The sequence below is a fragment of the Arthrobacter sp. S39 genome, from assembly GCF_004320525.1.
Classification (GTDB): Bacteria; Actinomycetota; Actinomycetes; order Actinomycetales; family Micrococcaceae; genus Arthrobacter.
The window spans coordinates 96,935-119,570 of sequence record NZ_SIHX01000003.1; the positions used below are offsets into that span (position 1 = coordinate 96,935).

The 22,636-nt window shown below is 66.9% G+C and carries 22 protein-coding genes; 8 read left to right on the forward strand and 14 right to left on the reverse strand.

The annotated features are described in order from the left end of the window. The first annotated feature begins 29 nt into the window (after positions 1-29). Genes EYS21_RS06990 through EYS21_RS07000 form a run of 3 tightly spaced genes read left to right on the forward strand, consistent with a single transcriptional unit; the run spans position 30 to position 2,992 of the window. The gene (locus tag EYS21_RS06990) at positions 30-1,130 is read left to right on the forward strand and encodes a DUF4439 domain-containing protein (protein ID WP_242633325.1); all 1,101 of its coding nucleotides are present in this window, start codon (positions 30-32) and stop codon (positions 1,128-1,130) included. Positions 1,131-1,175: 45 nt separating this feature from the next. Next, positions 1,176-1,943 carry a VIT1/CCC1 transporter family protein gene (locus tag EYS21_RS06995; protein WP_131132489.1) on the forward strand — a complete coding sequence of 256 codons (768 nt, stop codon included), beginning with the start codon at positions 1,176-1,178 and terminating at the stop codon, positions 1,941-1,943. Between the two features lie 23 nt (positions 1,944-1,966). Further along, positions 1,967-2,992, forward strand: coding sequence for an aminoglycoside phosphotransferase family protein (locus EYS21_RS07000; RefSeq protein ID WP_131132490.1), 1,026 nt, complete (start codon positions 1,967-1,969; stop codon positions 2,990-2,992). A gap of 5 nt (positions 2,993-2,997) precedes the next feature. Here the strand turns inward: EYS21_RS07000 and EYS21_RS07005 are convergent, their stop codons facing one another. Genes EYS21_RS07005 through EYS21_RS07015 form a run of 3 tightly spaced genes read right to left on the reverse strand, consistent with a single transcriptional unit; the run spans position 2,998 to position 7,062 of the window. Further along, positions 2,998-4,398 (reverse strand): pyridoxal-dependent decarboxylase, encoded by a 1,401-nt coding sequence (locus EYS21_RS07005; RefSeq protein ID WP_131132491.1) that lies wholly within the window; start codon positions 4,396-4,398, stop codon positions 2,998-3,000. A gap of 48 nt (positions 4,399-4,446) precedes the next feature. After that, a complete protein-coding gene (locus EYS21_RS07010; protein ID WP_131132492.1) occupies positions 4,447-5,241 on the reverse strand; it encodes a TSUP family transporter in 795 nt (264 codons plus the stop codon). A gap of 9 nt (positions 5,242-5,250) precedes the next feature. Beyond that, positions 5,251-7,062, reverse strand: a complete 1,812-nt coding sequence (locus EYS21_RS07015; RefSeq protein ID WP_131132493.1) for a proline--tRNA ligase — start codon at positions 7,060-7,062, stop codon at positions 5,251-5,253. 439 nt (positions 7,063-7,501) lie between these two features. On the opposite strand from EYS21_RS07015, the gene EYS21_RS07020 reads away from it, so the two are divergent. The 3 genes from EYS21_RS07020 to EYS21_RS07030 are packed head-to-tail and all read left to right on the forward strand — an operon-like array spanning position 7,502 to position 9,704. Then, complete coding sequence (locus EYS21_RS07020) at positions 7,502-8,302, forward strand: ABC transporter ATP-binding protein (protein WP_131132494.1); 801 nt, start codon at positions 7,502-7,504, stop codon at positions 8,300-8,302. Positions 8,303-8,310: 8 nt separating this feature from the next. Further along, positions 8,311-9,054, forward strand: a complete 744-nt coding sequence (locus tag EYS21_RS07025; protein WP_131132859.1) for an ABC transporter permease — start codon at positions 8,311-8,313, stop codon at positions 9,052-9,054. A gap of 5 nt (positions 9,055-9,059) precedes the next feature. Then, on the forward strand, positions 9,060-9,704 hold the full coding sequence (locus tag EYS21_RS07030) for a TetR family transcriptional regulator (protein ID WP_131132860.1): 645 nt from the start codon (positions 9,060-9,062) through the stop codon (positions 9,702-9,704). Here EYS21_RS07030 and EYS21_RS07035 read toward each other — a convergent pair. From EYS21_RS07035 to dxr, 8 genes are all read right to left on the reverse strand, one after another. Then, positions 9,697-10,440 carry a hypothetical protein gene (locus tag EYS21_RS07035; protein WP_131132495.1) on the reverse strand — a complete coding sequence of 248 codons (744 nt, stop codon included), beginning with the start codon at positions 10,438-10,440 and terminating at the stop codon, positions 9,697-9,699. The genes EYS21_RS07030 and EYS21_RS07035 overlap by 8 nt on opposite strands. A gap of 41 nt (positions 10,441-10,481) precedes the next feature. Further along, positions 10,482-11,372, reverse strand: a complete 891-nt coding sequence (locus EYS21_RS07040; RefSeq protein ID WP_131132861.1) for a DUF4081 domain-containing GNAT family N-acetyltransferase — start codon at positions 11,370-11,372, stop codon at positions 10,482-10,484. Beyond that, a complete protein-coding gene (ispG, locus tag EYS21_RS07045) occupies positions 11,335-12,501 on the reverse strand; it encodes a flavodoxin-dependent (E)-4-hydroxy-3-methylbut-2-enyl-diphosphate synthase (RefSeq protein ID WP_131132496.1) in 1,167 nt (388 codons plus the stop codon). The genes EYS21_RS07040 and ispG overlap by 38 nt, the downstream gene beginning before the upstream one ends. A gap of 45 nt (positions 12,502-12,546) precedes the next feature. Next, positions 12,547-12,840 carry a YciI family protein gene (locus EYS21_RS07050; RefSeq protein ID WP_131132497.1) on the reverse strand — a complete coding sequence of 98 codons (294 nt, stop codon included), beginning with the start codon at positions 12,838-12,840 and terminating at the stop codon, positions 12,547-12,549. 76 nt (positions 12,841-12,916) lie between these two features. Then, a complete protein-coding gene (locus tag EYS21_RS07055; RefSeq protein ID WP_131132498.1) occupies positions 12,917-13,435 on the reverse strand; it encodes a hypothetical protein in 519 nt (172 codons plus the stop codon). Beyond that, positions 13,432-14,097: a MarR family transcriptional regulator gene (locus EYS21_RS07060; RefSeq protein WP_131132499.1), complete on the reverse strand. Its 666-nt coding sequence runs from the start codon at positions 14,095-14,097 to the stop codon at positions 13,432-13,434. Before EYS21_RS07060 ends, EYS21_RS07055 begins: the two co-directional genes overlap by 4 nt. 242 nt (positions 14,098-14,339) lie before the next feature. After that, complete coding sequence (locus tag EYS21_RS07065; protein ID WP_131132500.1) at positions 14,340-15,671, reverse strand: site-2 protease family protein; 1,332 nt, start codon at positions 15,669-15,671, stop codon at positions 14,340-14,342. An 18-nt stretch (positions 15,672-15,689) separates the two neighbouring features. Continuing rightward, the gene (dxr, locus tag EYS21_RS07070; RefSeq protein WP_131132501.1) at positions 15,690-16,874 is read right to left on the reverse strand and encodes a 1-deoxy-D-xylulose-5-phosphate reductoisomerase; all 1,185 of its coding nucleotides are present in this window, start codon (positions 16,872-16,874) and stop codon (positions 15,690-15,692) included. Between the two features lie 270 nt (positions 16,875-17,144). On the opposite strand from dxr, the gene EYS21_RS07075 reads away from it, so the two are divergent. Together EYS21_RS07075 and EYS21_RS07080 are read left to right on the forward strand one after the other, a co-directional pair. Further along, positions 17,145-18,950 carry a substrate-binding domain-containing protein gene (locus EYS21_RS07075; protein WP_165478274.1) on the forward strand — a complete coding sequence of 602 codons (1,806 nt, stop codon included), beginning with the start codon at positions 17,145-17,147 and terminating at the stop codon, positions 18,948-18,950. A gap of 68 nt (positions 18,951-19,018) precedes the next feature. Further along, the gene (locus EYS21_RS07080) at positions 19,019-20,488 is read left to right on the forward strand and encodes a lipase maturation factor family protein (RefSeq protein WP_131132503.1); all 1,470 of its coding nucleotides are present in this window, start codon (positions 19,019-19,021) and stop codon (positions 20,486-20,488) included. Positions 20,489-20,509: 21 nt separating this feature from the next. On the opposite strand, the gene EYS21_RS07085 is transcribed toward EYS21_RS07080, so the two are convergent. Genes EYS21_RS07085 through EYS21_RS07095 form a run of 3 tightly spaced genes read right to left on the reverse strand, consistent with a single transcriptional unit; the run spans position 20,510 to position 22,634 of the window. Beyond that, complete coding sequence (locus EYS21_RS07085) at positions 20,510-21,349, reverse strand: CoA ester lyase (RefSeq protein WP_131132504.1); 840 nt, start codon at positions 21,347-21,349, stop codon at positions 20,510-20,512. Continuing rightward, a complete protein-coding gene (locus EYS21_RS07090) occupies positions 21,346-21,870 on the reverse strand; it encodes a MaoC family dehydratase (RefSeq protein WP_131132505.1) in 525 nt (174 codons plus the stop codon). Before EYS21_RS07090 ends, EYS21_RS07085 begins: the two co-directional genes overlap by 4 nt. Beyond that, complete coding sequence (locus tag EYS21_RS07095; RefSeq protein WP_131132506.1) at positions 21,867-22,634, reverse strand: CoA transferase subunit B; 768 nt, start codon at positions 22,632-22,634, stop codon at positions 21,867-21,869. Before EYS21_RS07095 ends, EYS21_RS07090 begins: the two co-directional genes overlap by 4 nt. Between the last annotated feature and the right edge of the window lie 2 nt (positions 22,635-22,636).

The window sequence follows — 22,636 nt, forward strand, 5'->3', positions numbered from 1 at the left end:
TGCCCTCAGCCGTGACAACATGGTCTGTTGTGAAAGACGACAGCACCGAAATCAGCGCCCGCAGGCGGTATTTCCGGTACGCCGTTTTTTCGCTCACAGCCCTCCTGGTGGTGAGCCTGGGCATGGCCCTTATCCCCCGCCAGCCCCCTGCACCTGCGGAAACGCCTTTTTCGGAGCGTGCCCGGGCCGCGGCGCTGGCCGATGCCCTGGTGCTGAGGGCTGCCGGGCTGGAGATGGCAGGTGCGGCCGCCGGCGACGGAGGGCCCGGCACCGCTGCCGCGCTGGACAAGACTGTGACTTTGCTGACCACCCAGGCGAGGGCCCTGATGCTGCCTGGAGACACTCCGAGCGCTCCTGCGACAACGGGCCCGGCCTCGTTATCAGAACTGGCGACAGACCTTGCTGCCAGCGGCGCCACGCGCCTCACCGATGCGCTGGAGGCCGACGGCGGCATGGCCCGCCTTCTCGCCGGAACCGGCGCGGCCCAGTTGCTGGCGGCCGGTGAAGTCGCAGCCCTCGCCGGGGTGCCGGCGGACGAACTGCCCGGATGGCAGGAACCTGCAGGTCCCTCCGCGCAACCCTCACCCGCTGCTGCAGGGTGCACAAGCACCGGGCCGTCAGGCGGAGCTGATGGCGAACACGACGACGAAGGCGTTCGTCTGGGCGCGGCGCTGACAGCCGCCCTGGACGCCGAACTCCAGGCTGTTTACGGCTACCAGGCCGCGCTGTCCCGCCTTGACCCGGCAGCTGCGGTCCAGGCGTCCAGCCTGCTGGCCGAACACCTGGACCTGGCGGACGAAGCTGAGGCGTACGCAGCCATGCAGTGCGCAACCGTTCCGCCGACGCCGCCCGGATACGTCCTCGATGCGGCGTTCCTGGGCGCGCCCGCCGAGGGCCTGGCGCGGCTGGAGTCAGGGACCCTGACAGCCTTCGGGGATGTGGTGGCGTTAGGCGCCGCTCCTGCCCGCGGATGGGCCGTCTCAGCCCTCGTGGCGGCTGCCTGGAGGACAGCCAGCTGGGGCGGTGACCCCGGGCCGGTTCCCGGCCTCACCCTGGACGAGTCCCAGCTTCCGGCCTTGCCGGACATGCCTGAAAGCCCCGCCGCTACAACATCTCCGGCAGCCACGTAGGACACGCTACTGGCAACGGGGTCCAAGTGATGGTTTGCTGATTCCATGGATTCCCAGGAGCCGGCGGACCGGGCGGGCTTTCCGCCGGACAACAAGGATCTGCAACGCCACCTTGAAACCGAGCCGCACGAGAACGATGTGGCCCAGCGCCTGAACTGGCTGCGCGCCGGAGTGCTGGGCGCCAACGACGGGATCGTCTCAGTGGCCGCCATAGTGGTCGGCGTCGCAGGCGCTACGGCTGACACCGGACCCATCCTCGCCGCGGGCGCCGCCGGCCTGGTGGGCGGCGCCGTCTCCATGGCCCTGGGCGAATACGTCTCCGTGAGCAGCCAAAGCGACAGCCAGAAGGCGCTGATCGAAAAGGAACGCCGCGAGCTCGCCGAAGAGCCCGAAGAAGAACTCGCCGAGCTGGCCGCCCTCTACCAGGGCAAGGGCCTCAGCCCCGAAACAGCCCGCAAGGTGGCCGTGGAACTGACCGAACACAACGCGCTGGCGGCCCATCTTTCGGCTGAACTCAACATCGACGAGGCGGATATTGTCAGCCCCTGGAACGCCGCCTTCGCCTCGGCAGTGGCGTTCACCATCGGTGCTGTCCTGCCAATGCTGGCCATCCTCCTGCCCCCTCAGGACATCCGCGTTCCCGTCACCTTCGGCACAGTGCTGGCAGCGCTGGCAATAACCGGCGCACTGGGGGCCGGGATCGGCGGAGGTTCCAAAATGCGCGCCGCCGCCCGGGTGGTGGTGGGCGGAGCGCTGGCCCTGGCGGCAACGTTCACCATCGGCAACCTGCTCGGCGCCAGCGGAGTCGTGTAGCCACGTCAACTAGGGTGGAGCTGATGAGCCAGCAAACCCAGGTGCCGATCCCTGCAGACCTCACCACGAGGTACAGCCGAACCAGCGCCGGCCGGGCATGGCTGGTTTCACTGCCTGCCCTCGTGACCGGCCGGATGGAGCACTGGGACCTGGCGCTTGATCTGGCTCCCGGCGCCGGTCCATGGAACGGGCATGGCGGCGTGGTGGTTCCGGTCCGCCGCAACGATGGAACACCTGCAGCGCTGAAGGTGGCTTTTCCGCATGATGAGGCCCGGGTGGAGCGGCATGCCCTCGAGCTGTGGGACGGGCACGGCGCCGTGCGGCTGCTGGAATCCGACGCCGGAACCTGTTCCATGCTGCTGGAGCGGCTGGACGCGGACTGCTCGCTGCAGGACGTTCCCATCGGTGTTGCAGTGACGGTGTGGGGCGGGCTGGTCCGGCAGCTGAGCCTGGTCCCCGACCACCGCCCGCAGTGGCAGGAATTCGACCACATCGCCGGGCGCGCCGAGCAGTGGAGCGATGACCTGCCGGCTGACTGGGAGCAGCTGGGCAGGCCGTTTCCGCGCTGGCTGCTCGAAGCTGCCCTGGAAGTCTGCCAGACCCGCGGCGCCGTGGGCCGCCGCTCCGCGCGCGATGTTCTGGTGCACACCGACTTCCATTACCTGAACATCCTGGCCCGTCCCGCTGGACAGGACGGATCAGGGTTCGCGGCCATCGATCCGCAGCCGATGATCGGGGAGCCCGAGTTCGCGGTGGCTCCGCTGCTGTGGAACAGGATCAAGGATCTTCCGCGCAGCGACCCGCAGGCGGGACTGCGCGAACGGTGCCGAGATTTCAGCGAAGCGGCAGGCCTGGACGCCGAAGTGGCCCGCCAGTGGGGCGTGGCCCGCGAAGTGGAGAACGCCCTGTCCTACGCCGGCCGCCCGCACCATCAAGGGGACCTGGCGCGCTCGCTGTGGGTGGCCAGCACCCTGGCCGGCCGGACCCTGGACGGGCTTCCGCCCGCGCATTCCCTCCCGGAACCGGGACAGGCACGGCAGGCCAGCTGACGGAATCAGCTGTTGGCTGCCCGCACGGCCGCAAAAGCCGAACTGACAGCGTCTACGGCCGTGCCGACGTCGTCCGTGTCCGTGCTCCAGTTGCTGACGGAGACCCGCAGGACGTCCCTGCCCTGCCACCGCGAACCGGACATCCATACCTTGCCGTCCTCGATGACCTTTGCCGTCACGGCCCGGGTGGTGGCGTCGTCGCCGAACGCGAGCGACACCTGCGTGTAGTCGACCAGGTTCAGCACCTCGATGCCGTCCACCGCGGCCAGGCGGCTGCCAATCTTTGAAGCGGCGTCGGCGAGGCCCCTGACCTGCGCTGCGACGCCGTCGCTGCCCAAGGCCCTGAGGGCCGCCCACACCGGCACGCCGCGGCCGCGGCGCGACAGCTCCGGCACCTTTTCGAAGGGGTCGCCCGGTCCTTCGGCGTCGTGGATCAGGTAGCTGGTGTGCTGCAGTCCCATGGCGCTGCGCAGCGCGTTGGAATCCTTGACGACGGCGATGCCGCAGTCGTAGGGGACGTTCAGGGTCTTGTGCGCGTCGGTTCCCCATGAGTCGGCGAGCTCCATGCCCCCGACGAGGTGGGCGAGCTCGGGCACCGCGGCCGCCCACAGTCCGAAGGCCCCATCGACGTGGACCCACGCGCCATGGCGGCGCGCCACGTCGATGGCATCAGCAAACGGGTCAAACGCGCCCGAATGCAGGTTGCCGGCCTGGAGGCATACCAGGGCCGGCCCTGAGCCGGCCGAGAGCATCCGGTCCAGCTCGGCGGGGATCAGCCTCCCCTGCGCGTCCGCCGGGACCTCAGCGGGCCGGCCCAGGCCAAGGTAGCGCAGGCCAAGGTCGATCGTCTCGTGCCGCTCCTGGCCCACAAAGCACCGGATCCGGGGACCGCCGGCCAGGCCGTCGCGGTCCAGGTTCCAGCCGGCGTCGACCATCAGGCGCCACCGGGCCGCGGCCATGGCGGTGAAGTTGGCCATGGTGGCGCCGGTGACGAAGCCGACGTCGGCATCGCCGGGCAGGTGCAGGAGCTGCAGGAGCCAGTGCCCGGCAGACTCCTCGATGGCCGCGATGGCGGGGGTGGCATGGCGCATGCCCGAGTTCTGGTCCCATGCGCTGACCAGCCAGTCGGCAGCCATTGCCGCTGGCAGGGTCCCGCCCATCACCCAGCCGAAGAAGCGGCCGGAGGGTATGGCCATCAGTCCCGGGTCCGCGTGGAGCGCCAGATAGTCCACCACGTCGGCGGCGGGCATCCCTTTCCGGGGCAGCGGTCCACCGAAGACGTCCCCCAGTTCCTGGACCGACGCCCGCGGGCCCACGTGCCGGTCCGGCAGGCTCGCCAGCCACTCCTGGGCGTGGCGGGCTGCGGCTGATAAGGCCTCGGAATACTGTCCAGCGCCTGCTGACATAGCAGCATGGTACGCCTCCGCGGTCCCTGCCACGAGGGCCGGAGGGTCCTAGGCGAAGTTCTCGGCCCAAACGTCGTAGCCGAGTTTGATGATCAGGGCGCCCACCACCACCAGGAACACGATGCGGACGAAGCGGCTCCCCTGCTTGACGGCGGTGCGGGCTCCCAGATAGCCGCCGGCCATGTTGGCGGCGCCCAGCAGCAGGCCTACGCCCCACAGCAGCGAGCCGTGCGGCAGGAAGAACAGCAGCGCTCCGGCGTTGGTGGCCATGTTGACGATCTTCGCCTTGGCGCTGGCCTCCAGGAAGGCATACCCCATCGCCGAGACCAGGGCGATGACCAGGAACGAGCCGGTGCCCGGGCCGATCAGGCCGTCGTAGAAACCAATCACCGCCCCGATCATGCACGCCACCACGTAATGTGTGTGCCCGTCGTGGCGCAGTACGGTGATGTCGCCCACGTTGGGCTTCAGTGCCGTAAAAAGCGCGACGGCGACCAGCGCCGCCACGATGATGGGCTTGAACACGCTGGCCGGCAGGGTGGCTGCCAGCACCGCGCCGCCGAAGCTCCCGGCCAGCGCGATCACCGCCATGGGCAGTGCCGTTTTCAGGTCCGGCTTAACCCGCCCGTAGTAGGTGACAGCACTGGTGGTGGTCCCGAAGATCGAGCCCATCTTGTTGGTGGCAAGCGCCTGGACGGGGGTGATGCCCGGCACCAGCAGCAGGGCGGGGAGCTGGATCAGTCCGCCCCCGCCCACCACCGCATCAACCCAGCCGGCAGCGAATCCAGCCACCACAATCAGGATGAGGGTGGTGAGCTGGATCGACTCGAAACCCGAAATCAACGCCGCGGGTCAGCTGTTGCGGACGGCGGTGACCACGTAGTCCACCGCCTTGTCCACTGCAACGTTCTCGGCTTCGCCGCTGCGGCGGTCCTTGATCTCCACGACGCCGTCCACCAGTCCCCGGCCGACAGCCAGGATGGTGGGGACGCCCACGAGTTCGGCGTCGCCGAACTTAACGCCCGGGGATACCTTGGGACGGTCGTCGTAGATGACGTCCAGGCCTGCGGCCTCAAGATCCAGTGCCAGCTTTTCGGCTGCCGCGAAAATCTCTTCGCCCTTGCCTACAGCCACCACATGGACATCAGCCGGCGCCACGGCGCGGGGCCAGACCAGTCCCCTGTCGTCGTGGTTGGACTCGGCCAGGGCGGCGACAGCACGGGTGACGCCCACGCCGTAGGAACCCATCGTGACCACCACCTGCTTGCCGTTCTGGTCCAGGACCTTCAGCTCAAGGGCGGCGGCGTACTTGCGGCCCAGCTGGAAGATATGGCCCATCTCGATGCCGCGGGCGATCTCCAGCGGACCGGAGCCGTCCGGTGCGGGATCGCCTTCGCGGACGTCGGTGCATTCGATGACGCCGTCCCAGGTGAAGTCGCGGCCGGCCACGAGGCCGAACACGTGCTTTCCGGCCTCGTTGGCCCCCGTGACCCAGGCTGTGCCGCTGACAACGCGGGGATCAACGAGGTACAGGAGCTTGGTGGCGCTTTCGCTGCCCAGCAGGGGTTCGTCCAGCGCGAGGCCGGGGCCCAGGTAGCCCTTGACGATGAGCGGCTGCTTCTTGAGGTCGTCGTCGTTGGCTGCTTCCAGGCCGATTTCGCCGGCGATGGGCAGGAAGGAGCCGATGTTGGCTTCGACGCGTTTCAGGTCAACGCCGCGGTCACCGGGCAGGCCGATGACCACCAGCTGGCGCTCACCGGTGGGCAGTGTGACGGCGAGGACCACGTTCTTGAGGGTGTCCGCCGCAGTCCAGGCGCCGCCGTCGGCCTCGCTGCGGGGAGCCAGTTCGTTGGATGCGGCCACCAGGGTGTCGATGGTGGGCGTATTGGGGGTATCCAGCACTTCCGCGGCCGGTGCAGCCGCGAAGTCGATGTCCGCCGGGACCACTGTGGTGACGGCTTCGACGTTGGCTGCGTAGCCGCCGGCGGACCGCACGAAGGTGTCCTCGCCGATCTCGGTGGGGTGCAGGAACTCCTCGCTCTTGGACCCGCCCATGGCGCCGGCCGTGGCGGCCACAGGGACGACTTCCAGGCCCAGCCGCTCGAAGATGCGGAGGTAGGCGCCGCGGTGCGCGGCGTAGCTCGCGTCCAGGCCGGCGTCGTCCACGTCGAAGGAGTACGAGTCCTTCATGATGAACTCGCGGCCGCGCAGCAGGCCTGCCCTGGGGCGCGCCTCGTCGCGGTACTTGTTCTGGATCTGGTAGAGGCTCAGCGGCAGGTCCTTGTACGAGGAGTACAGGTCCTTGACCAGGAGGGTGAACATTTCCTCGTGGGTGGGGGCCAGCAGGTAGTCGGCACCCTTGCGGTCCTGGAGCCGGAACAGGCCTTCGCCGTATTCGGTCCAGCGGTTGGTGGCCTCGTAGGGTTCCCGCGGCAGTAGGGCCGGGAAATGGACTTCCTGGGCGCCGATCGCGGCCATTTCCTCGCGGATGACGGCTTCGACCTTGCGCAGCACGCTGAGCCCGAGCGGCAGCCAGGTGTAGATGCCGGGTGCCGCACGCCGGATATAGCCTGCCCGGACCAGGAGCCGGTGGCTGGCCACTTCGGCGTCGACGGGATCTTCACGCAGGGTGCGCAGGAAAAGCTGGGACAGTCTTGTGACCACGGGGCGGTATCCGTTTCTGGGGAATGGCTGCTGAAAGCAGGGCCGGGCAATTCGTCTGGGTACTAATCTACCGGCAAGCTGCGCCAATGCCCGCGGGAGCGTGAGTGCCGGCATCCTCGCCGCCGGGGTCCGTGGCCGGGACAGCGAAAAGCCACGTCCGGTGCTGCAAAGCCCCTGGCCCCCCATTCGGGCTGGTCATTGCAACCGGACGTGGCTCTTCTTGCCGTTAACGCCGTTGATTCTGGTGAGGACTGGTGAGACCGCCCAACCACACTCCAGCGCAGCTAGATTGAACCTATGTGATAGCCGACACGTTGACAAGGGTTTTTCCAGTCGAAGTTGTTGACGGCCCCGAATGGCGGGTTTAGTTTTATTTCATCATGTGGTGAATTAATCAATGTTTTGACCAGCATGCAGGCACCAGCGTCCGGAGGCAGTCATGTCCCACTCAGCAGCAGCGGCCTTGGCAGGTTCCGGAGATGACGTGGCCGTGGCTACGAGCTCCCTGCGTGTGATCCGGGGAAAGGTACCAGTCCTCCGGGGCCTGGACTTTGCCATCCCGGCAGGCCGGATCACGGGCCTGCTGGGGCCCTCGGGTAGCGGCAAGACCACCCTGATGCGGGCCATCGTGGGAGTCCAGCGGCTGAGCTCCGGGTCCGTGACCGTGCTGGGCCTTCCGGCCGGCCATCCCTCGCTCAGGCACAGGGTGGGCTACGTGACCCAGTCCGCCAGCGTCTATCCGGACCTGACCGTGGAGGCCAATGTCCGCTACTTCGGGGCGATGCACGGGAAAGGGCGCGCCGATGCGGCCGAGGCGATTGCCGCCGTCGGCCTTGAACAGCAGTCACGCCAAAAGACTGCCGACCTTTCCGGCGGCCAGCTCAGCCGCGTCTCGCTGGCATGTGCCCTGGTTTCGCACCCCCGGCTGCTGGTCCTCGACGAACCCACCGTGGGCCTTGACCCGGTGCTCCGGGCAGATCTCTGGGACCGCTTCAGATCCATGGCCGAGGCCGGCACAACGCTGCTGGTGTCCAGCCACGTCATGGAGGAGGCAAGCCACTGCAGCTCCCTGTTGCTGTTGCGCGAAGGCAGGCTCCTGGCCCAGCTGACGCCGGCGGAGCTCAGCAGCCGCGGCCACAGCGCTGACCTGGAGAAGGCGTTCCTGCACATCATCCGTGAGGCGGAAGGCGGGGCCACTGCCGCAGGCAGCACAACCCCGGAAAGGACGGTGCGGTCATGAACCCGGTGATGATGCTCGCCACGACCCGGCGGGTACTGGACCAGTTGCGGCATGACCACCGCAGTGTTGCCCTGATCCTGGTGGTCCCGGCGCTGCTGCTGACGGCGGTGTACTTCCTGTACGAGAATGAGACGCTCCCGCCCGGCGTGCCCAGGACCTTCGACCGGGTGGGCCTGATGATGCTGGCCATCTTCCCGTTTGTGGTGATGTTCCTGGTCACCTCCATCACCATGCTGCGGGAACGGACGTCCGGGACCCTGGAGCGGCTCCTGACCACGCCCATCCACAAGGCTGACCTGCTGTTCGGCTACGGGCTGGCGTTTTCCATCATGGCAGCCCTGCAGTCGCTGGTTGCCACGGCTGTGGCCTACTGGATCTTCGATCTTGACATCAAAGGCAGCCCTGGCCTGGTCGTCATGATCGCGGTGATCAACGCCGTCCTGGGCGTGGCGCTGGGGCTGCTGTGTTCGGCGTTCGCCAGGACTGAATTCCAGGCCGTCCAGTTCATGCCCGTGGTGGTGGTGCCACAGATTCTCCTGTGCGGGCTGTTCGTTGCCCGCGACCGGATGAATGAGGTCCTCGAATCCATTTCCAATGTCCTGCCGCTGACCTTTTCCGTGGACGCCCTGCAGGAGATTGCGGCCAACGCCGAAGCCACGGACCGGCTCTGGACAGATGCCGGCACCATGCTGGCCATCGTCCTGGGAGTACTGGTGCTGGCTTCCCTGACCCTTCGGCGGCAGACTGCATGAGCGGCATGCAGGCGACCCGGACGCCGGGATCCGGCCGGCGGGGACGGCGTGAAGGGGCAACCGAGTCCCGGGAGCACATCCTGGCCACGGCCCGCCGGCTCTTCGCCGAGCACGGGTTCGACGGCACCAGCCTGCGGCAGATAGCCCGGGAAGCCAGTGTTGACCCGGCCATGATCCACCACTTTTTCAAGGGCAAGGATGAGCTCTTCGCCCTGAGCGTGGCCTTGCCGGCGGACCCTGCCCAGGTGCTGGAAGGGGTGGACCAGCACGACCCCGAGCACCGTGCGGAGGCCATTGTCCGGGCAGTGCTGAAGCTGTGGGAGAGCCCGGCCCAGCACAGCCTTGTGGCGTTCATCCGCGGCACCATCGGATCCAAGGCCAAGACCTTGCTGCTGCGGGAAGTGGTGACCCGGACGGTCATCAGCCGCATCATGGCCGGCGTACCCGGCCCGCCGGAGGAAGTGGCCCTGCGGGGAAGCCTGGTGGCCACGCAGGTGGTTGGCGTGATGCTGGTCCGCTATGTGGTCAGGCTGGAGCCGCTCGCCTCGGCGTCACCGGAGGATGTGGTGCGGCTGGTAGCTCCGAACGTCCAGCGGTACCTCACCGGAGAGCTGGACCTGCCCGGAACTGCCACCGGCGCGGTCACTTGAGCTGGGAGGCAGCCGAGTCGAGCAGTGCACCTGCCCGTGAAACGGCGTCGGCCTCACTGGAACCGCCTGAAGCCACCGCCGTGAGCAGCACGGCGCCCTGCACCGTCTGGGCAGTGATGAGGGACTGCGCGGTTCCATCGGGCAGCTTCGTATCGGTGCGGTATGCCACGGTGTCGGGGACTGTTCCGGCGCCATCAACCAGGGTCACGGAGACGGCAATAGCCAGGCCCGGGGCAGTCATGGTCATATTGGCGCACTTCTCCAGCTGCGGTCCCTGGTCCGCGACTGCCACAAGGGCGGTTTTCTCCAAGCCTGCGGTGAGCGACAATGCCGTGACTGCCCCGGAGGCTGCATCAATGCTCTGCCCCATCGCCATGACGGCCCCATCCACTGTGGGCACCACGCTGGCCGCGGCAAGGGTCTGGCACTCGGCCGGCTCCACCTCAACTGACGAGAGCAGCGCTTTGGTCTGCTCCAAAGTACCGGCCAGGTCGGAGCTGGCCATTACTGACAGCTTCCTGCCCTGGGAATCCTGCAACTGCCCGATGATGGCGGACAAGTCCTCGACCGAATACGTTTTGGCTGCCGGAACAGCGGAAGGCGTAGGGGTGGGTGCAGGCGTTGGGGTTTCCGCTGCGGGAGAGTCAGCCGCAGGAGGTTCGGCGGGACTGGCACAGGCGGAAAGCGCCGTGGCGATAATGACGGCCGTACCGAAGGCGCCGAGCACAGAATTCATTTATGTCCCCCAATATTGAGCATTCCGCAGGCAATCGCCAGCTAAAAAAGAACAGTAGCGAACGTGCCCCGCTGGGTGAAACCGACGCGCTCGTAGGTGGACCTGGCCTTGGTGTTGAAGCCGTTCACGTACAGGCTGGTGACCGGGGCGATTTTCCGCGCCTGGTCGACGACGGCCGCCATGTAGCCGGCGCTGAGGCCCTGGCCGCGGTACAGCGGGTTCATCCAGACGCCCTGCACCTGGGTGACTTCTGCCGTCACGGCCCCGAGTTCGGCTTTGAAGATGACGTCCCCGGCGGGGCTGAGATGGACCAGCGAGTGCCCTTGCCGGATCAGGCCCTCCACACGCCGGCTGTAGAACTCACGGCCTCCGAGGAACGGCGAATAGCCCACTTCCTCCTCGAACATGGCGGCGCAGGCCGGCAGGATCCGGTCAAAGTCGGCGAGCCTGCCCAGCGTAAGGTCCGTGTTCGGTTCCACGGTGGGCGGTCCGGACAGGGTGAGGAGCGGCTGCTCGGAGCGCACCTCATGGGCGGTGTGGCCCCGCGCCTCGAGCTCGGCGTGCAGGGCAAGCACCGGTTCGGCGGGGCCGAAGGCCGAGGCATAGCGGCGCCCTGTCCGGTTGGCTGCTGCGGCGATCAGCCCGGCGAAGGCGGGGTCCAGCTGGACCGGAACCAGGTTGGCTCCTGTCCAGCAGGCACCCACCAGCATGCCGTCGTCGAACACGCCCAGGACCGATGCGCCACCTGTGGTGGGCGCGGCGGTGCCGGCCGAGCGCAGGTGTGCAAGGATGAAGACATTGGCTACCGGATCCTGCTGGGCCAGGCGCCGCAGTGCCGACGTGTCCGCGCCGGCAAGGGTCCGGACGGAAATGCCCGCCGGCGCCGTGCCGTCCTTATGAGACGCTAACCACGGGGCTACCCTTGACAGCATCTTCGCCATCGGCCTCCCCCATCTCTTCAGCGATACGCATGGCCTCTTCGATCAGTGTCTCAACAATCTGGTCCTCGGGGACAGTCTTGATGACTTCACCCTTCACAAAGATCTGGCCCTTGCCGTTGCCCGATGCCACCCCGAGGTCCGCCTCGCGGGCTTCACCGGGGCCGTTGACGACACAGCCCATGACGGCAACGCGCAGCGGGATTTCCATGCCCTCCAACCCTGCCGTGACCTGCTCGGCCAGGGTGTAGACGTCCACCTGGGCGCGTCCGCAGGACGGGCAGGACACAATCTCCAGCTTGCGCGGGCGCAGGTTGAGGGACTGCAGGATCTGGTTTCCGACCTTGATTTCCTCCACCGGCGGCGCGGACAGGGAAACCCGGATGGTGTCGCCGATGCCCCGGGACAGCAGGGCACCGAAGGCCGTGGCCGACTTGATGGTTCCCTGGAAGGCCGGTCCGGCCTCGGTGACGCCCAGGTGGAGGGGCCAGTCGCCCTTTTCGGCCAGCATCTCGTAGGCGGCAACCATGATCACGGGGTCATTGTGCTTGACCGAGATTTTGAAATCGTGGAAGCCGTGCTCTTCGAACAGGGAAGCTTCCCAGACAGCCGATTCCACGAGGGCCTCGGGGGTGGCTTTGCCGTACTTCTTCATGATGCCCGGTTCCAGCGAGCCGGCGTTGACGCCGATCCGGATGGACGTGCCGTGGTCCTTGGCAGCTTTCGCGATTTCCTTGATCTGGTCATCGAACTTACGGATGTTTCCGGGGTTGACCCGGACCGCGGCGCAGCCTGCTTCGATGGCCGCGAAGACGTACTTGGGCTGGAAGTGGATGTCCGCGATGACCGGGATCTGGGACTTGCGGGCGATGATGGGCAACGCCTCGGCATCATCCGCGGACGGGCACGCCACCCGGACGATGTCGCAGCCGGAGGCCGTGAGTTCGGCGATCTGCTGCAGCGTGGCGTTGATGTCCGTGGTGGGTGTGGTGGTCATGGACTGCACGCTGATGGGGCTGTCCGAGCCGACCCCCACGGAACCGACCTTGATCTGGCGCGTTTTCCGGCGGGGGGCCAGGACGGGCGGTGGTGCTGACGGCATTCCCAGGCTGACCGAGGTCACGTGGACTCCTTGGGTAGGTGTAACGGAGAAGGGGTAGGTCAGTGATCAGGACGCGTGGGCGGCAAGAATGCCGATCACGGGAGTCCATTCGGTGGTCCGGATGCCTGCGATGGTGCCTGCCAGCGCGAAGGGATCCTGCTTGAGCAGTTCGTTCAGCTCCGTCTCGTCCTGGACCTTGAAGATCAGCAGCGCGCCGGCGCCGTCACCATAGGGTCCGCTGGTCAGGAGCCGGCCGTCGTCGGCAAGGGTGGACAGCCAGGCGCGGTGCGCGGGACGGCTCTCATCGCGGGCGGCAGTGGAATCGGCAGCGTAAACGTACTCAACAGCAAAAACAGTCATAAGGACACCCTATCCCCAGCGACGGGCCTGCGCCGATCCGGTCAGGGCCGGCAAAGACGGTGGCGTGGTCCGGGGGCTAGGACAGGAACAGGACTTTTACGGTGGCCGCAACGCCGGCAGCCCACAGCATTGAGGTGAGCGTCCCGATAATGAACCGTTCGGCAGCCACCGGCGTTTCCTTCAGCTCAGCGAACCGCCCCAGGCCTTTGATGGCCACAACGTAGGCAATGGCCACCGGCTGCCCGGTCAGGATGGCCACGCACACCGCGAGGCGCTCCAGCACGCCGATGATCGCTCCGCCGCGCAGGATCCGCTGGGCAGGAACCGGCTGCGCGGCTGGTGTTGCGTCCGACGGCGGCCTGCCGCCGCCGGTGGTCAGCTCGCCGTCCACGGATTGTCCCGTGCCGGCCCGCGGTTCCGCAGGGAGGATGTCCACGGTGACGTCCGCTGACGGGTCCTCGGCAGCGGGGCCGGCTTTGTTGGCCGCGTCTGCCCGGTCGTCGATGGTCCTGGCCAGCCGGAAGACCAGTGCGGTCACGGGCCAGCCGGCGAATCCGGCCACCAGCAGGGCCGCCGTTATCCAAAGTGCGTTCACCGGTCTCCTTTAATCTGGGAATGTGCGTGCTCCAGGAGCATTGCCGCAGCAGGCCTGGCCGCCCATTCTTCCTGCCATCCGGACCTAAGCACGGCACGGCTCACCGACTGTTCCGTAATTCCCAACTCCTTGGCTACGAGTTTCTGGCTGCCATGCCTGCCCCCGCGTTCCTGAAGGGGGCGGAGCCGGTCCACCACCCTCCATTGGGCGTCGGTCCGCTCCTGGACCAGGCGGCCGATGAGGCGGAGGACCGCTTCGGCGTTGGTGCAGGCCACGGCTCCTTCCCGGGCATGCTGCGGTACTTCCGCTGTCCGGCCAATACTGCCGGACACCACTGACAAAGGGACCTGGCCGGCCGCGGTCTTGGCCATCTCAACGGCCTTGCGGGCCGCCACGAACCCGGTTCCGGCACCTTCCCGCGGGCTGGCGCCTGGCGCCAGCACCACCGCGCCGATACCGATGCCCACGTACCAGTGGCCACCGCGCAGGGCGTGCAGGGCGATGTCCACCACCTCGGCCGGGTGGGCCACCAGTCCCTGAAGTTCATCGCCCACGGAGCGTTCAAAGGCCGCCGGGGTGAGGCCCGCCAGTTCGGAGATCAGGTCCGGAACCCGGTCGACGTCGGTGCTGCTGCCGCGCTGGTCTATCGTCAGGACGTACATGAATCAACCGTAAAGCGCTGATGGGAGAATATCAATCGATTTCAACTGATTATTAAAAATAAGTCGAAATAAGCTGATACTTGTAAATAAGCTAGAAACGGTTGATTAGTCTGGTCAGCGCACCGCTGCGTGGGGCGTGGCCGCGGTCGTGGGGCACTTCGACACGAAACGTCGGGCCGTAGCATCCATTTCGACGCCGAACCGCGGCAAAGTGCCCCACGACGGGCAGGCAGGAATCGAACTCAGCCGAACAGGTTGATGGGCTTGACGATGTCGGCGTAGATGAGCAGGGCGCTCATCCCCATGAGCAGGGCGGCCACCACGTACGTCGCCGGCAACAGCTTGGCGATATCGAAGGCCCCGGGATCGGGCTTGCCGAATAGCTTTGCCACCCGGCGACGGGCACCTTCATACAGCGCGCCGGCTACATGGCCGCCGTCGAGCGGCAGCAGCGGAACAAGGTTGAACACCGCCAGGGCAAAGTTCAGCCCGGCGAGCAGCCCCACCAGGGCCCCCAGCCTGGACTGCAGAGGCACGTCTTCCATGGCCGATATCTCTCCTGCCACACGCCCCACGCCCACGACGCTGATGGGTCCGTTCGGATCGCGCGGCTCCTCGCTGAAGGCCGCCTTCGCCACCCCAACAACACGCGCCGGGAGGTTAAGCACCACGCCGGCCACCTGCCGGATGTTCTCCCCCGCCATGGGCAGGACGGTCGACGCCGGCTGCGGCACCAGTTCGCTCTGCGCACCAATGCCGAGGAAGCCGACGTCCTGGTACAGGAGGTTGCCGGCGTCGTCCTTTGCCTGGCGTCCGTCGACGCCAACAATGGGGCGGGCAGACAGCACGGGCGTCACGGTGGTGGTGACGGGGGCGCCGTCGCGTTCCACGGTGATGCTGACTTCCTTCCCTGCGGAAGCACGGATCCACTCCGTCAGTTGGTCCCAGCTGGTGACAGATTTCCCGCCAAAGGAGGTGACCTGGTCGCCCGGCAGCAGCCCTGCTGCGGCAGCGGGCGTCAGTTGGCAGTCGGCGGAGTCAGGGTCCACGGTCTCGCCGGCCGCGACCTGGCATTTGGAGACATCGGCGATGGTGGTGGTGGGCGTGGCAATGCCGAAGCCCATCAGGAGGACGGCGGTGAGGGCCAGGCCGATCAGCAGGTTCATGGCCGGGCCGCCGAGCATCACAATGACTTTTTTCCACACCGGAAGCCGGTAGAACACGCGGTTCGCATCTTCCGGGCCCACCTCTTCGTGGGCCATTGACCGCGCTTCAGTGGCCAGCGTCTGGAACATCCCGGTGCTCGATGGCCTGACTGTTCCGTCCTCCTTGTTCGGCGGGTACATGCCGATCATGGAGACGTAGCCGCCCAGGGGAATGGCCTTAACCCCGTATTCGGTTTCGCCCTTGCGCTTGGACCACAGGGTGGGGCCGAAACCGATCATGTACTTGGTGACGCGCACCTTGAACAGCTTCGCGGGCACCAGGTGGCCCACTTCGTGCAGCGCAATGGACGCGGCGATGCCGATCGCCACGAAGACGACGCCGAGGATAAAGAGGAGTACGGGACTCATGGGTGGATTTACTGCTTCCTAGAGACTGCTGACTGCTAAACGTTCGTGGGCCCTCGCCCGTGCCCAGCTTTCAGCTTCCAGCACGGACTCCACCGTCAGCCCGGAGGATCCTGGGTGTTCGCTGAGAACGGCGGCGACGGTGTCCACGATGTCGGTGAACCGGATGGACCCCTGGTGGAAGGCGGTGACGGCCTCCTCGTTGGCGGCGTTGAACACCGCCGGGAAGGTGCTTCCCTGCTTTGCGGCGTCCTTGGCGAGGTCCACAGCGGGGAAGGCCTGCGAATCCAGCGGTTCGAACGTCCAGCTGGTGGCCTGGGTCCAGTCGCATGGGGACGCAGCCTTGGGCACCCTGTCCGGCCAGCCCAGTCCCAGCGCAATGGGCAGGCGCATGTCCGGCGGCGATGCCTGGGCGATGATGGATCCGTCGACGAACTGGACCATGGAGTGCACCACGGACTGCGGATGCACCACCACGTCGATCCGGTCCAGCGGGATATCGAACAGCAGGTGGGCTTCGATGACCTCGAGGCCTTTGTTGACCAGGGTTGCCGAGTTGGTGGTGACCATCAGCCCCATGTCCCAGGTGGGGTGCGCCAAGGCTTCCTGTGGCGAAACGCTGTGCAGCTGCTTCCTGGTCCGGCCGCGGAAAGGCCCACCGGAAGCCGTCAGGATCAGCTTGTCCACTTCGTCGGCGGAGCCTGCGCGCAGGCACTGCGCAATGGCGGAATGTTCGGAGTCCACCGGCACAATCTGGCCGTCGCGGGCCGCGGCCTTGACCAGCTCCCCACCAACAATGAGGGACTCCTTGTTGGCCAGCGCCAGCGTGGCACCTGATTTCAGGGCGGCCAGGGTCGGGGCGAGCCCAATGGAGCCCGTGATCCCGTTGAGCACCACGTCGGCCGGGATCTCGGCAATCCGGGTGGACGCATCGGGGCCGGCGATGATCTCCGGGCGGTAGCCCTGCCGTCCGGCGGTGCGGGCGGCAGCGGTCATCAGGTCTTGAAGATGAGTCGGATCCCCCGACGCGATGCCGACGGCGGCGGCGCCCGTATGGACGGCCTGGCGGGCCAGCAGTTCCAGGTTCCCTCCGCCGGCACTGAGCGCCACGACCTCAAAAAGGTGCGGGGCGCCGTCGACGACGTCAATCGCCTGGGTGCCGATGGAACCGGTGGATCCGAGGATGACGATTGTGCGTGGCTGCATTGCTTAAGTATCCCGCACTGCATCGGACCGGCCGGTCAGGAGCCGCTCAGGCCGGCAATCACGATGAAGGTATAGCCTTGAAGGTGCGTATCCGGATGCCAAGGGCATTCGGGCCGGGGGCTAGGCGCATGGGCGGCCCCGCCGCCAACGAACCAGTTTCTGTCGGTATGCTGCAACTGGGGCATACCCCTGGACGTCAAGGATACGAATATGGGCCGTCGCCGCGCTCCCACCAGGCCAAGCTACCCTCGTTGGATCCGGACCTCAGTTGTGGCGACAGCCGCAGCTGTGGGCCTTATCGCCGCGGCCCTGGTCCTGCCGGCCCTCCTCAATCCGGGCGGTATCGGGTCGCCACAGTCCCCCGCGCCCGAGTCGCAGGCAGAAGCCGTCCTTCCGGTGGACCGTCCTGCTGTCAGCGCAGGTGCGGACCCCTGCATTCCACTCAATGTCCTGGCATCGCTCGAAAACGCAGATATGGTGCGGTCGTTGGCGTCAGCGTACGTTGCCAAGCCGCGCAGCGTGGACGGCAGGTGCGTCTCTGTGAACGTGAGCCAGGAGAAATCCGGCGTGGCGGCAATCGGTATGGCTGGCGGGTTTGCCTCCGTTCCTGCCGCCGAGCGTCCTGCCGTGTGGCTGCCGGATTCCACGGCCTGGCTGCGCGTGGCCGAGGACCACGCCGGGAGCGCCGTCCGGCAGGATGGCGCCAGCCTGGCCAGGAGCGGAATCGTTGTGGCCATGCCTGCCTCGATGGCCCGGGTGATCGGTTGGGACACCAAAGCGCCGAGTTGGGCTGAAGTCCTTGCGGTGTCGAAGGATCCAGGCGTCTGGGAGCGCCTTGGCCATGCGGACTGGGGCAAATTCAAGTTCGGCAAAGCCAGCCCCACAGTTTCCACGTCGGGGCTCATGGGCCTGGTGGCGTCCTACGGTGTGGCCGGAGGAAACCTTAAGGACATACAGACCCATCAGCTGACCCAGCCCTCCGTCATTACCAAGGTCAAGGATGGCGAGCTGAGCACAAGCCACTACATGGCCACGCCGGAACACTTCCTCTGGCACGCCCGGCAGGCGGACGACGCCGGCGACGTTTCAGAATTCCTCTCGGCGGTCATCATCGACGAAAAGTCAGTATGGGACTATAACCGCGGAATTTCGAGCAACGACGGTGTCACTAAGCAGGCGGGCCCGGCGCCACGGGAGCCGCTGCTGGCCATCTACCCCAGCGATGGCGTCCTCGTTGCCGACAATCCCGCTCTAGCACTCACCGGTGACTGGGTCAGCAGCCAGCAGAGCCTCGCCGCCGAGGACTTCCTCGCCTACGCCCGGACGGAGCAGGGACAGGAAGTGGTCAAGACCACCGGGTACCGCACCATCCAGGACAAGGTGGACCCTGCGGTCGCCACCACCGGCCGCTACGCGCAGTCCCTCCAGCCGGTTCCGCTTCCCAGCGCGGACGTACTGGTCAACGTCCAGAAAAGTTTTCCGGACGTCCGCAAGAGGGCCCGGGCGCTGTTCCTGCTGGACGTCTCCGGCTCCATGGGGCAGGAGATTGCCCCGGGCGTAACCCGCTTGCAGGGCGCCAAGAACGCGGTTACACGCGCCCTGGACCACTTCACCGACGACGACAAGCTGGGCCTCGCAGCGTTCTCCCATGTGGGTGATGGCCCGCTGGTTCCTGGCCTGGTCAGCCCCGTGTCCCCCTTAAAAACGAACAAGAGCGACCTTTTGGCGAAACTCAACGCCCTGCAGCCGGTGGCCGCCACACCGCTGTTCGAAGCCGTGGGCAAGTTCGCCGCCGAACAGGCAAGCGAATACAACGAATCCGAGATCAACACCATCGTGCTCCTCAGCGATGGCAAGAACGACAGCTCCCACCCCGGTGACCTCAAGTCGCTGACGGAGCAGCTGAGTCACCAGCACCACAGCACCCCGGTGCTCGTGTTCACGCTCGCCTACGGTGCCGACGCCGACACGGAGTCCTTGCGGGCCATCGCCAAGGCAAGCGGGGCACACTTCTACGACGCCACTGACCCGAACCGCTTGGAAGCCGTATTGGGTGACCTCGTGACCAGCTTCTAATCCCAGGCACCCCGGCCGGATAGGGTTGGGGTAACCCAAAGATCCGCGGCGGGCGTAACGTGGACAGCGTGGACTGGGTTTCCTGGTTCGATGCGCCGGAGTACGAATTCGCCCGGCAGGTGCTGCAGCGCGGCGTCGCAGCGCTCTTCCTTGTTGCGTTCCTCTCCTCCTTCAACCAGTTCCCCGCGCTGCTGGGCGAACGAGGGCTGCTGCCGGTTCCGGACTACCTCGAGGGATTCAGCGCCCGCAGGCGTCCCACCCTTTTTCGCTGGCGCTACTCGGACCGCTTTCTCCGGGTGGTGTGCCTCTCCGGGATGGCCATCGCGGCCCTCCTGGTGGCCGGTCTCCCCCAGCTCGGCCCGCCGTGGCTGCCGCTGATCGCCTTCCTGGCCCTGTGGCTGCTGTACATGTCGATCGTCAACGTGGGCCAGACGTTTTATGGCTTCGGCTGGGAGATGCTGCTCCTGGAGGCCGGCTTCACCGTGGCCTTCCTCGGATCGGACCAGACCGATCCGCCACGGACCATGATGATCCTGGTGGCCTGGCTGGTGTTCCGGCTGGAGTTCGGCGCGGGGATGATCAAGATCCGGGGCGGGCAGGAATGGCGCGACCTGACCGCGCTCTACTACCACCACGAGACCCAGCCGATGCCCGGACCCCTGAGCCGGCAGGCACATTTGCTGCCCAGGCCGTTCCACCGGCTGGAGGTCCTGGGCAACCACTTCGCCCAGCTCGTGGTGCCGTTTTTCCTCTTCGCACCGCAGCCCCTGGCAAGCGTCGCTGCCGGCATCATCATCTTCACCCAGCTGTGGCTCGTGGCCAGCGGCAACTTCGCATGGCTGAACTGGATTGCCATCGTGCTGGCCTTCGCCGCCGTCAGCGACCCCGCGGCCCAGACTGTCCTGCCCTTCCTGCCGCTGGACTGGCACACCGGAACCGCAGGCGGCGGAGAGACTCCGCCGTGGTGGCTGGCCATCACCCTCGCCGCAACGCTCCTGCTGGTGGTGCTGAGCTATTGGCCGGTGCGCAACCTGTTCTCGAAGCGGCAGCTGATGAATGCGAGCTTCAACCGCTGGCAGCTCGTCAACACCTATGGGGCGTTCGGTACGGTGACCAAGCAGCGGATCGAGATTGTTGTGGAGGGCACCGCGGACGAGGATCCGGAGTCCGGCTGGCAGGAGTACGGCTTCAAGGGCAAGCCCGGGGATGTGCGCCGACTGCCGCGCCAGTGGGCCCCGTACCACCTCCGACTGGACTGGCTGATGTGGTTCCTGCCGCTCCGGTCAGTGCATGAGGAATGGTTCTACGCCTTCCTCGCCAAACTGCTGGAGGCGGACCCCCAGGTGCTGCGGCTGCTCCGCCATGACCCGTTCGACGGCGGCCGCCCTCGGTGGGTGCGCGCCCGCAGCTACCTGTACCGGTTTTCCACAAGGGCGGAGTTCCGCGAAACCGGGGAACGCTGGGTCCGGACGCCCCTTTATGAGGCCATTCCGCCGCTGTCGATCCGCCGGACGCCCGGCCGCCGGCCGGCAGCGTAGGCCGTCAGCGGGGCCGGTAGGCTAGCTGTGGATCCCCGCGCGGCGGATAGTGGCTTCCGCGTGCTTGAGGATGGGCCCGTCGATCATCTTGCCGTTGTACTGGAACACGCCTGACCCGGCTGAGGCGGCGGCCTGCAGCAGTTCAGTCGCGGCGGAAACGTCGGCCTCTGACGGTGCGTAGGCGCCCCGGACCACGGCCGCCTGGGTGGGGTGGATGCAGGCTTTGGAGCCGAATCCGGACGCCACGGCATCAGCTGCCTCCACGGCAAGCCCTTCCAGGTCCGGGATGTTGACGTACACGGCGTCCACGGCGGCCTTACCGAAGGCGCCGGCGGCAAGGAGGACCGCGGACCGGGCGTGCAGGGCAACGGCGCGGTAGCCGCCGTCGTCCTTCCTGCTGGACGTGCCGCCCAGGGAAGCGAGCAGGTCCTCGGCTCCCCACATCAGCGCGACAACATTCGGTTCGGCGGCGATCGCGGGGGCGTTCAGGACGCCGGCCGCGGTTTCGCAGAGGGCCACCACGTGGAAGTCCTCCAGCGCTTTGAGCTGCCGGGCACTCTCCGCCTTGGCCAGCATCACGGTGCGGTACGGCGTGTGCGCCAGGCAGTGCAGGTCCTTTTCGAACTCTTCGGTGCCGGCCGGGTTGATCCGGATGATGGTCCGGCTCGGGTCAAGTTCGGGTCCCTCGCCGGCGGCGCCCAGCTGGGCGAGGATCGCGCCGCGGGCCCTTTGTTTGTCTGCAGGCGCCACCGCGTCCTCAAGGTCGACAATCACGGCGTCGGCGCGTTCGGCGGCTTTCTGGAAGCGCTCGGGCCGGTCGGCAGGGCAAAAGAGGAGGGCTGGCCCCATCACAAAGGTCATACAGCCATTGTCCCCTTTTGGCCGCCGGTTTGCTGCCCGGAATGTGCCTCCCGTGTCCACATCAGGCAGCTCCGCGTAGCCAGCGCCACCACGGTGCCGTCCTGGTTCCGGCCGGTGTGCTGCATGGTCACGATCCCCTGGCCGGGCCGGGAGCCCGAGAGCCGTTTCCCGGTGATCACCGTCTCGGTGTACAGCGTGTCCCCGTGGTACAGCGGATGCGGAAAGGACACATCGGTCAGGCCCAGCTGGGCGATGATGGTGCCCTGGGTCAGCTGCGACACGGACTGCCCCACCACGGTGGACAGCGTAAACATGGAGTTGACCAGCCGCTGGCCGAACGGCTGCCCGGCGCTCCACGCTGCGTCGAGGTGCAGCGCCTGGGTGTTCATGGTGAGGGTGGTGAACAGGACGTTGTCGGTTTCCGTGACGGTGCGGCCCGGCCGGTGGGCGTAGAGTACGCCCTCTTCCAGTTCGTCGAAGTACAGGCCGCGCTGTTCAACAACCCGGGGATTGTCCGTCATACGGTGAGTTCCTGGTCCTCTTCGAACAGTTCGGCCCCGGTGGCCGCGGCCACCTCCTCCACGGACACGTTGGGGGCCAGTTCGCGGAGCACCAGCCGGGACGACCCGCCTTCGGTGACGACGTCTATCACGGCGAGGTCGGTGATGATCCGGTCCACGCAGGCTTTGCCGGTCAGCGGCAGCGAGCACTGCTCCACGATCTTGGGCCGGCCATTGCGGTCCACGTGTTCCATCATCACAATGACCTTTTTGGCGCCGAAGACCAGGTCCATGGCCCCGCCCATGCCCTTCACCATCTTGCCCGGGATCATCCAGTTGGCGAGGTCGCCGTTCTGGGCCACTTCCATGGCGCCGAGCACGGCGACGTCGACGTGGCCGCCGCGGATCATGCCGAATGACGACGCCGAATCGAAGAACGCGGCACCCTTGTTGACGGTGACGGTTTCCTTGCCTGCGTTGATGAGGTCGGGGTCGACGGCATCATCGCTGGGGTAGGGGCCCACCCCCAGGATCCCGTTCTCCGAATGCAGCACCACTTCCACGCCGGCCGGGATGTAGTTGGGGATCAGCGTGGGCATGCCGATCCCCAGGTTGACGTACTGCCCGTTGCTGAGCTCGCGGGCAACCCGGGCGGCCAGTTCGTTGCGGGTCCACCCCTTGGCTTCCTGGTCGGCGCCTTCCGGATGCCCGACGGCGGCACGCCGGTATTCAGGGCGGACGGCTTCGGGGCGGGGAGGCGCCCCCTGCGGGCTGCTGGACTCCATGG

Excerpts from the sequence above, each read along its gene's own strand:
- EYS21_RS06995 (WP_131132489.1), top strand. The coding sequence starts at position 1,176 with ATGGATTCCCAGGAGCCGGCGGACCGGGCGGGCTTTCCGCCGGACAAC.
- EYS21_RS07000 (WP_131132490.1), top strand. The coding sequence starts at position 1,967 with ATGAGCCAGCAAACCCAGGTGCCGATCCCTGCAGACCTCACCACGAGG.
- EYS21_RS07005 (WP_131132491.1), bottom strand. The coding sequence starts at position 4,398 with ATGTCAGCAGGCGCTGGACAGTATTCCGAGGCCTTATCAGCCGCAGCC.
- EYS21_RS07020 (WP_131132494.1), top strand. The coding sequence starts at position 7,502 with ATGTCCCACTCAGCAGCAGCGGCCTTGGCAGGTTCCGGAGATGACGTG.
- EYS21_RS07025 (WP_131132859.1), top strand. The coding sequence starts at position 8,311 with ATGATGCTCGCCACGACCCGGCGGGTACTGGACCAGTTGCGGCATGAC.
- EYS21_RS07030 (WP_131132860.1), top strand. The coding sequence starts at position 9,060 with ATGCAGGCGACCCGGACGCCGGGATCCGGCCGGCGGGGACGGCGTGAA.
- EYS21_RS07035 (WP_131132495.1), bottom strand. The coding sequence starts at position 10,440 with ATGAATTCTGTGCTCGGCGCCTTCGGTACGGCCGTCATTATCGCCACG.
- EYS21_RS07040 (WP_131132861.1), bottom strand. The coding sequence starts at position 11,372 with ATGCTGTCAAGGGTAGCCCCGTGGTTAGCGTCTCATAAGGACGGCACG.
- EYS21_RS07050 (WP_131132497.1), bottom strand. The coding sequence starts at position 12,840 with ATGACTGTTTTTGCTGTTGAGTACGTTTACGCTGCCGATTCCACTGCC.
- EYS21_RS07060 (WP_131132499.1), bottom strand. The coding sequence starts at position 14,097 with ATGTACGTCCTGACGATAGACCAGCGCGGCAGCAGCACCGACGTCGAC.
- EYS21_RS07065 (WP_131132500.1), bottom strand. The coding sequence starts at position 15,671 with ATGAGTCCCGTACTCCTCTTTATCCTCGGCGTCGTCTTCGTGGCGATC.
- dxr (WP_131132501.1), bottom strand. The coding sequence starts at position 16,874 with ATGCAGCCACGCACAATCGTCATCCTCGGATCCACCGGTTCCATCGGC.
- EYS21_RS07085 (WP_131132504.1), bottom strand. The coding sequence starts at position 21,349 with ATGACCTTTGTGATGGGGCCAGCCCTCCTCTTTTGCCCTGCCGACCGG.
- EYS21_RS07090 (WP_131132505.1), bottom strand. The coding sequence starts at position 21,870 with ATGACGGACAATCCCCGGGTTGTTGAACAGCGCGGCCTGTACTTCGAC.
- EYS21_RS07095 (WP_131132506.1), bottom strand. The coding sequence starts at position 22,634 with ATGGAGTCCAGCAGCCCGCAGGGGGCGCCTCCCCGCCCCGAAGCCGTC.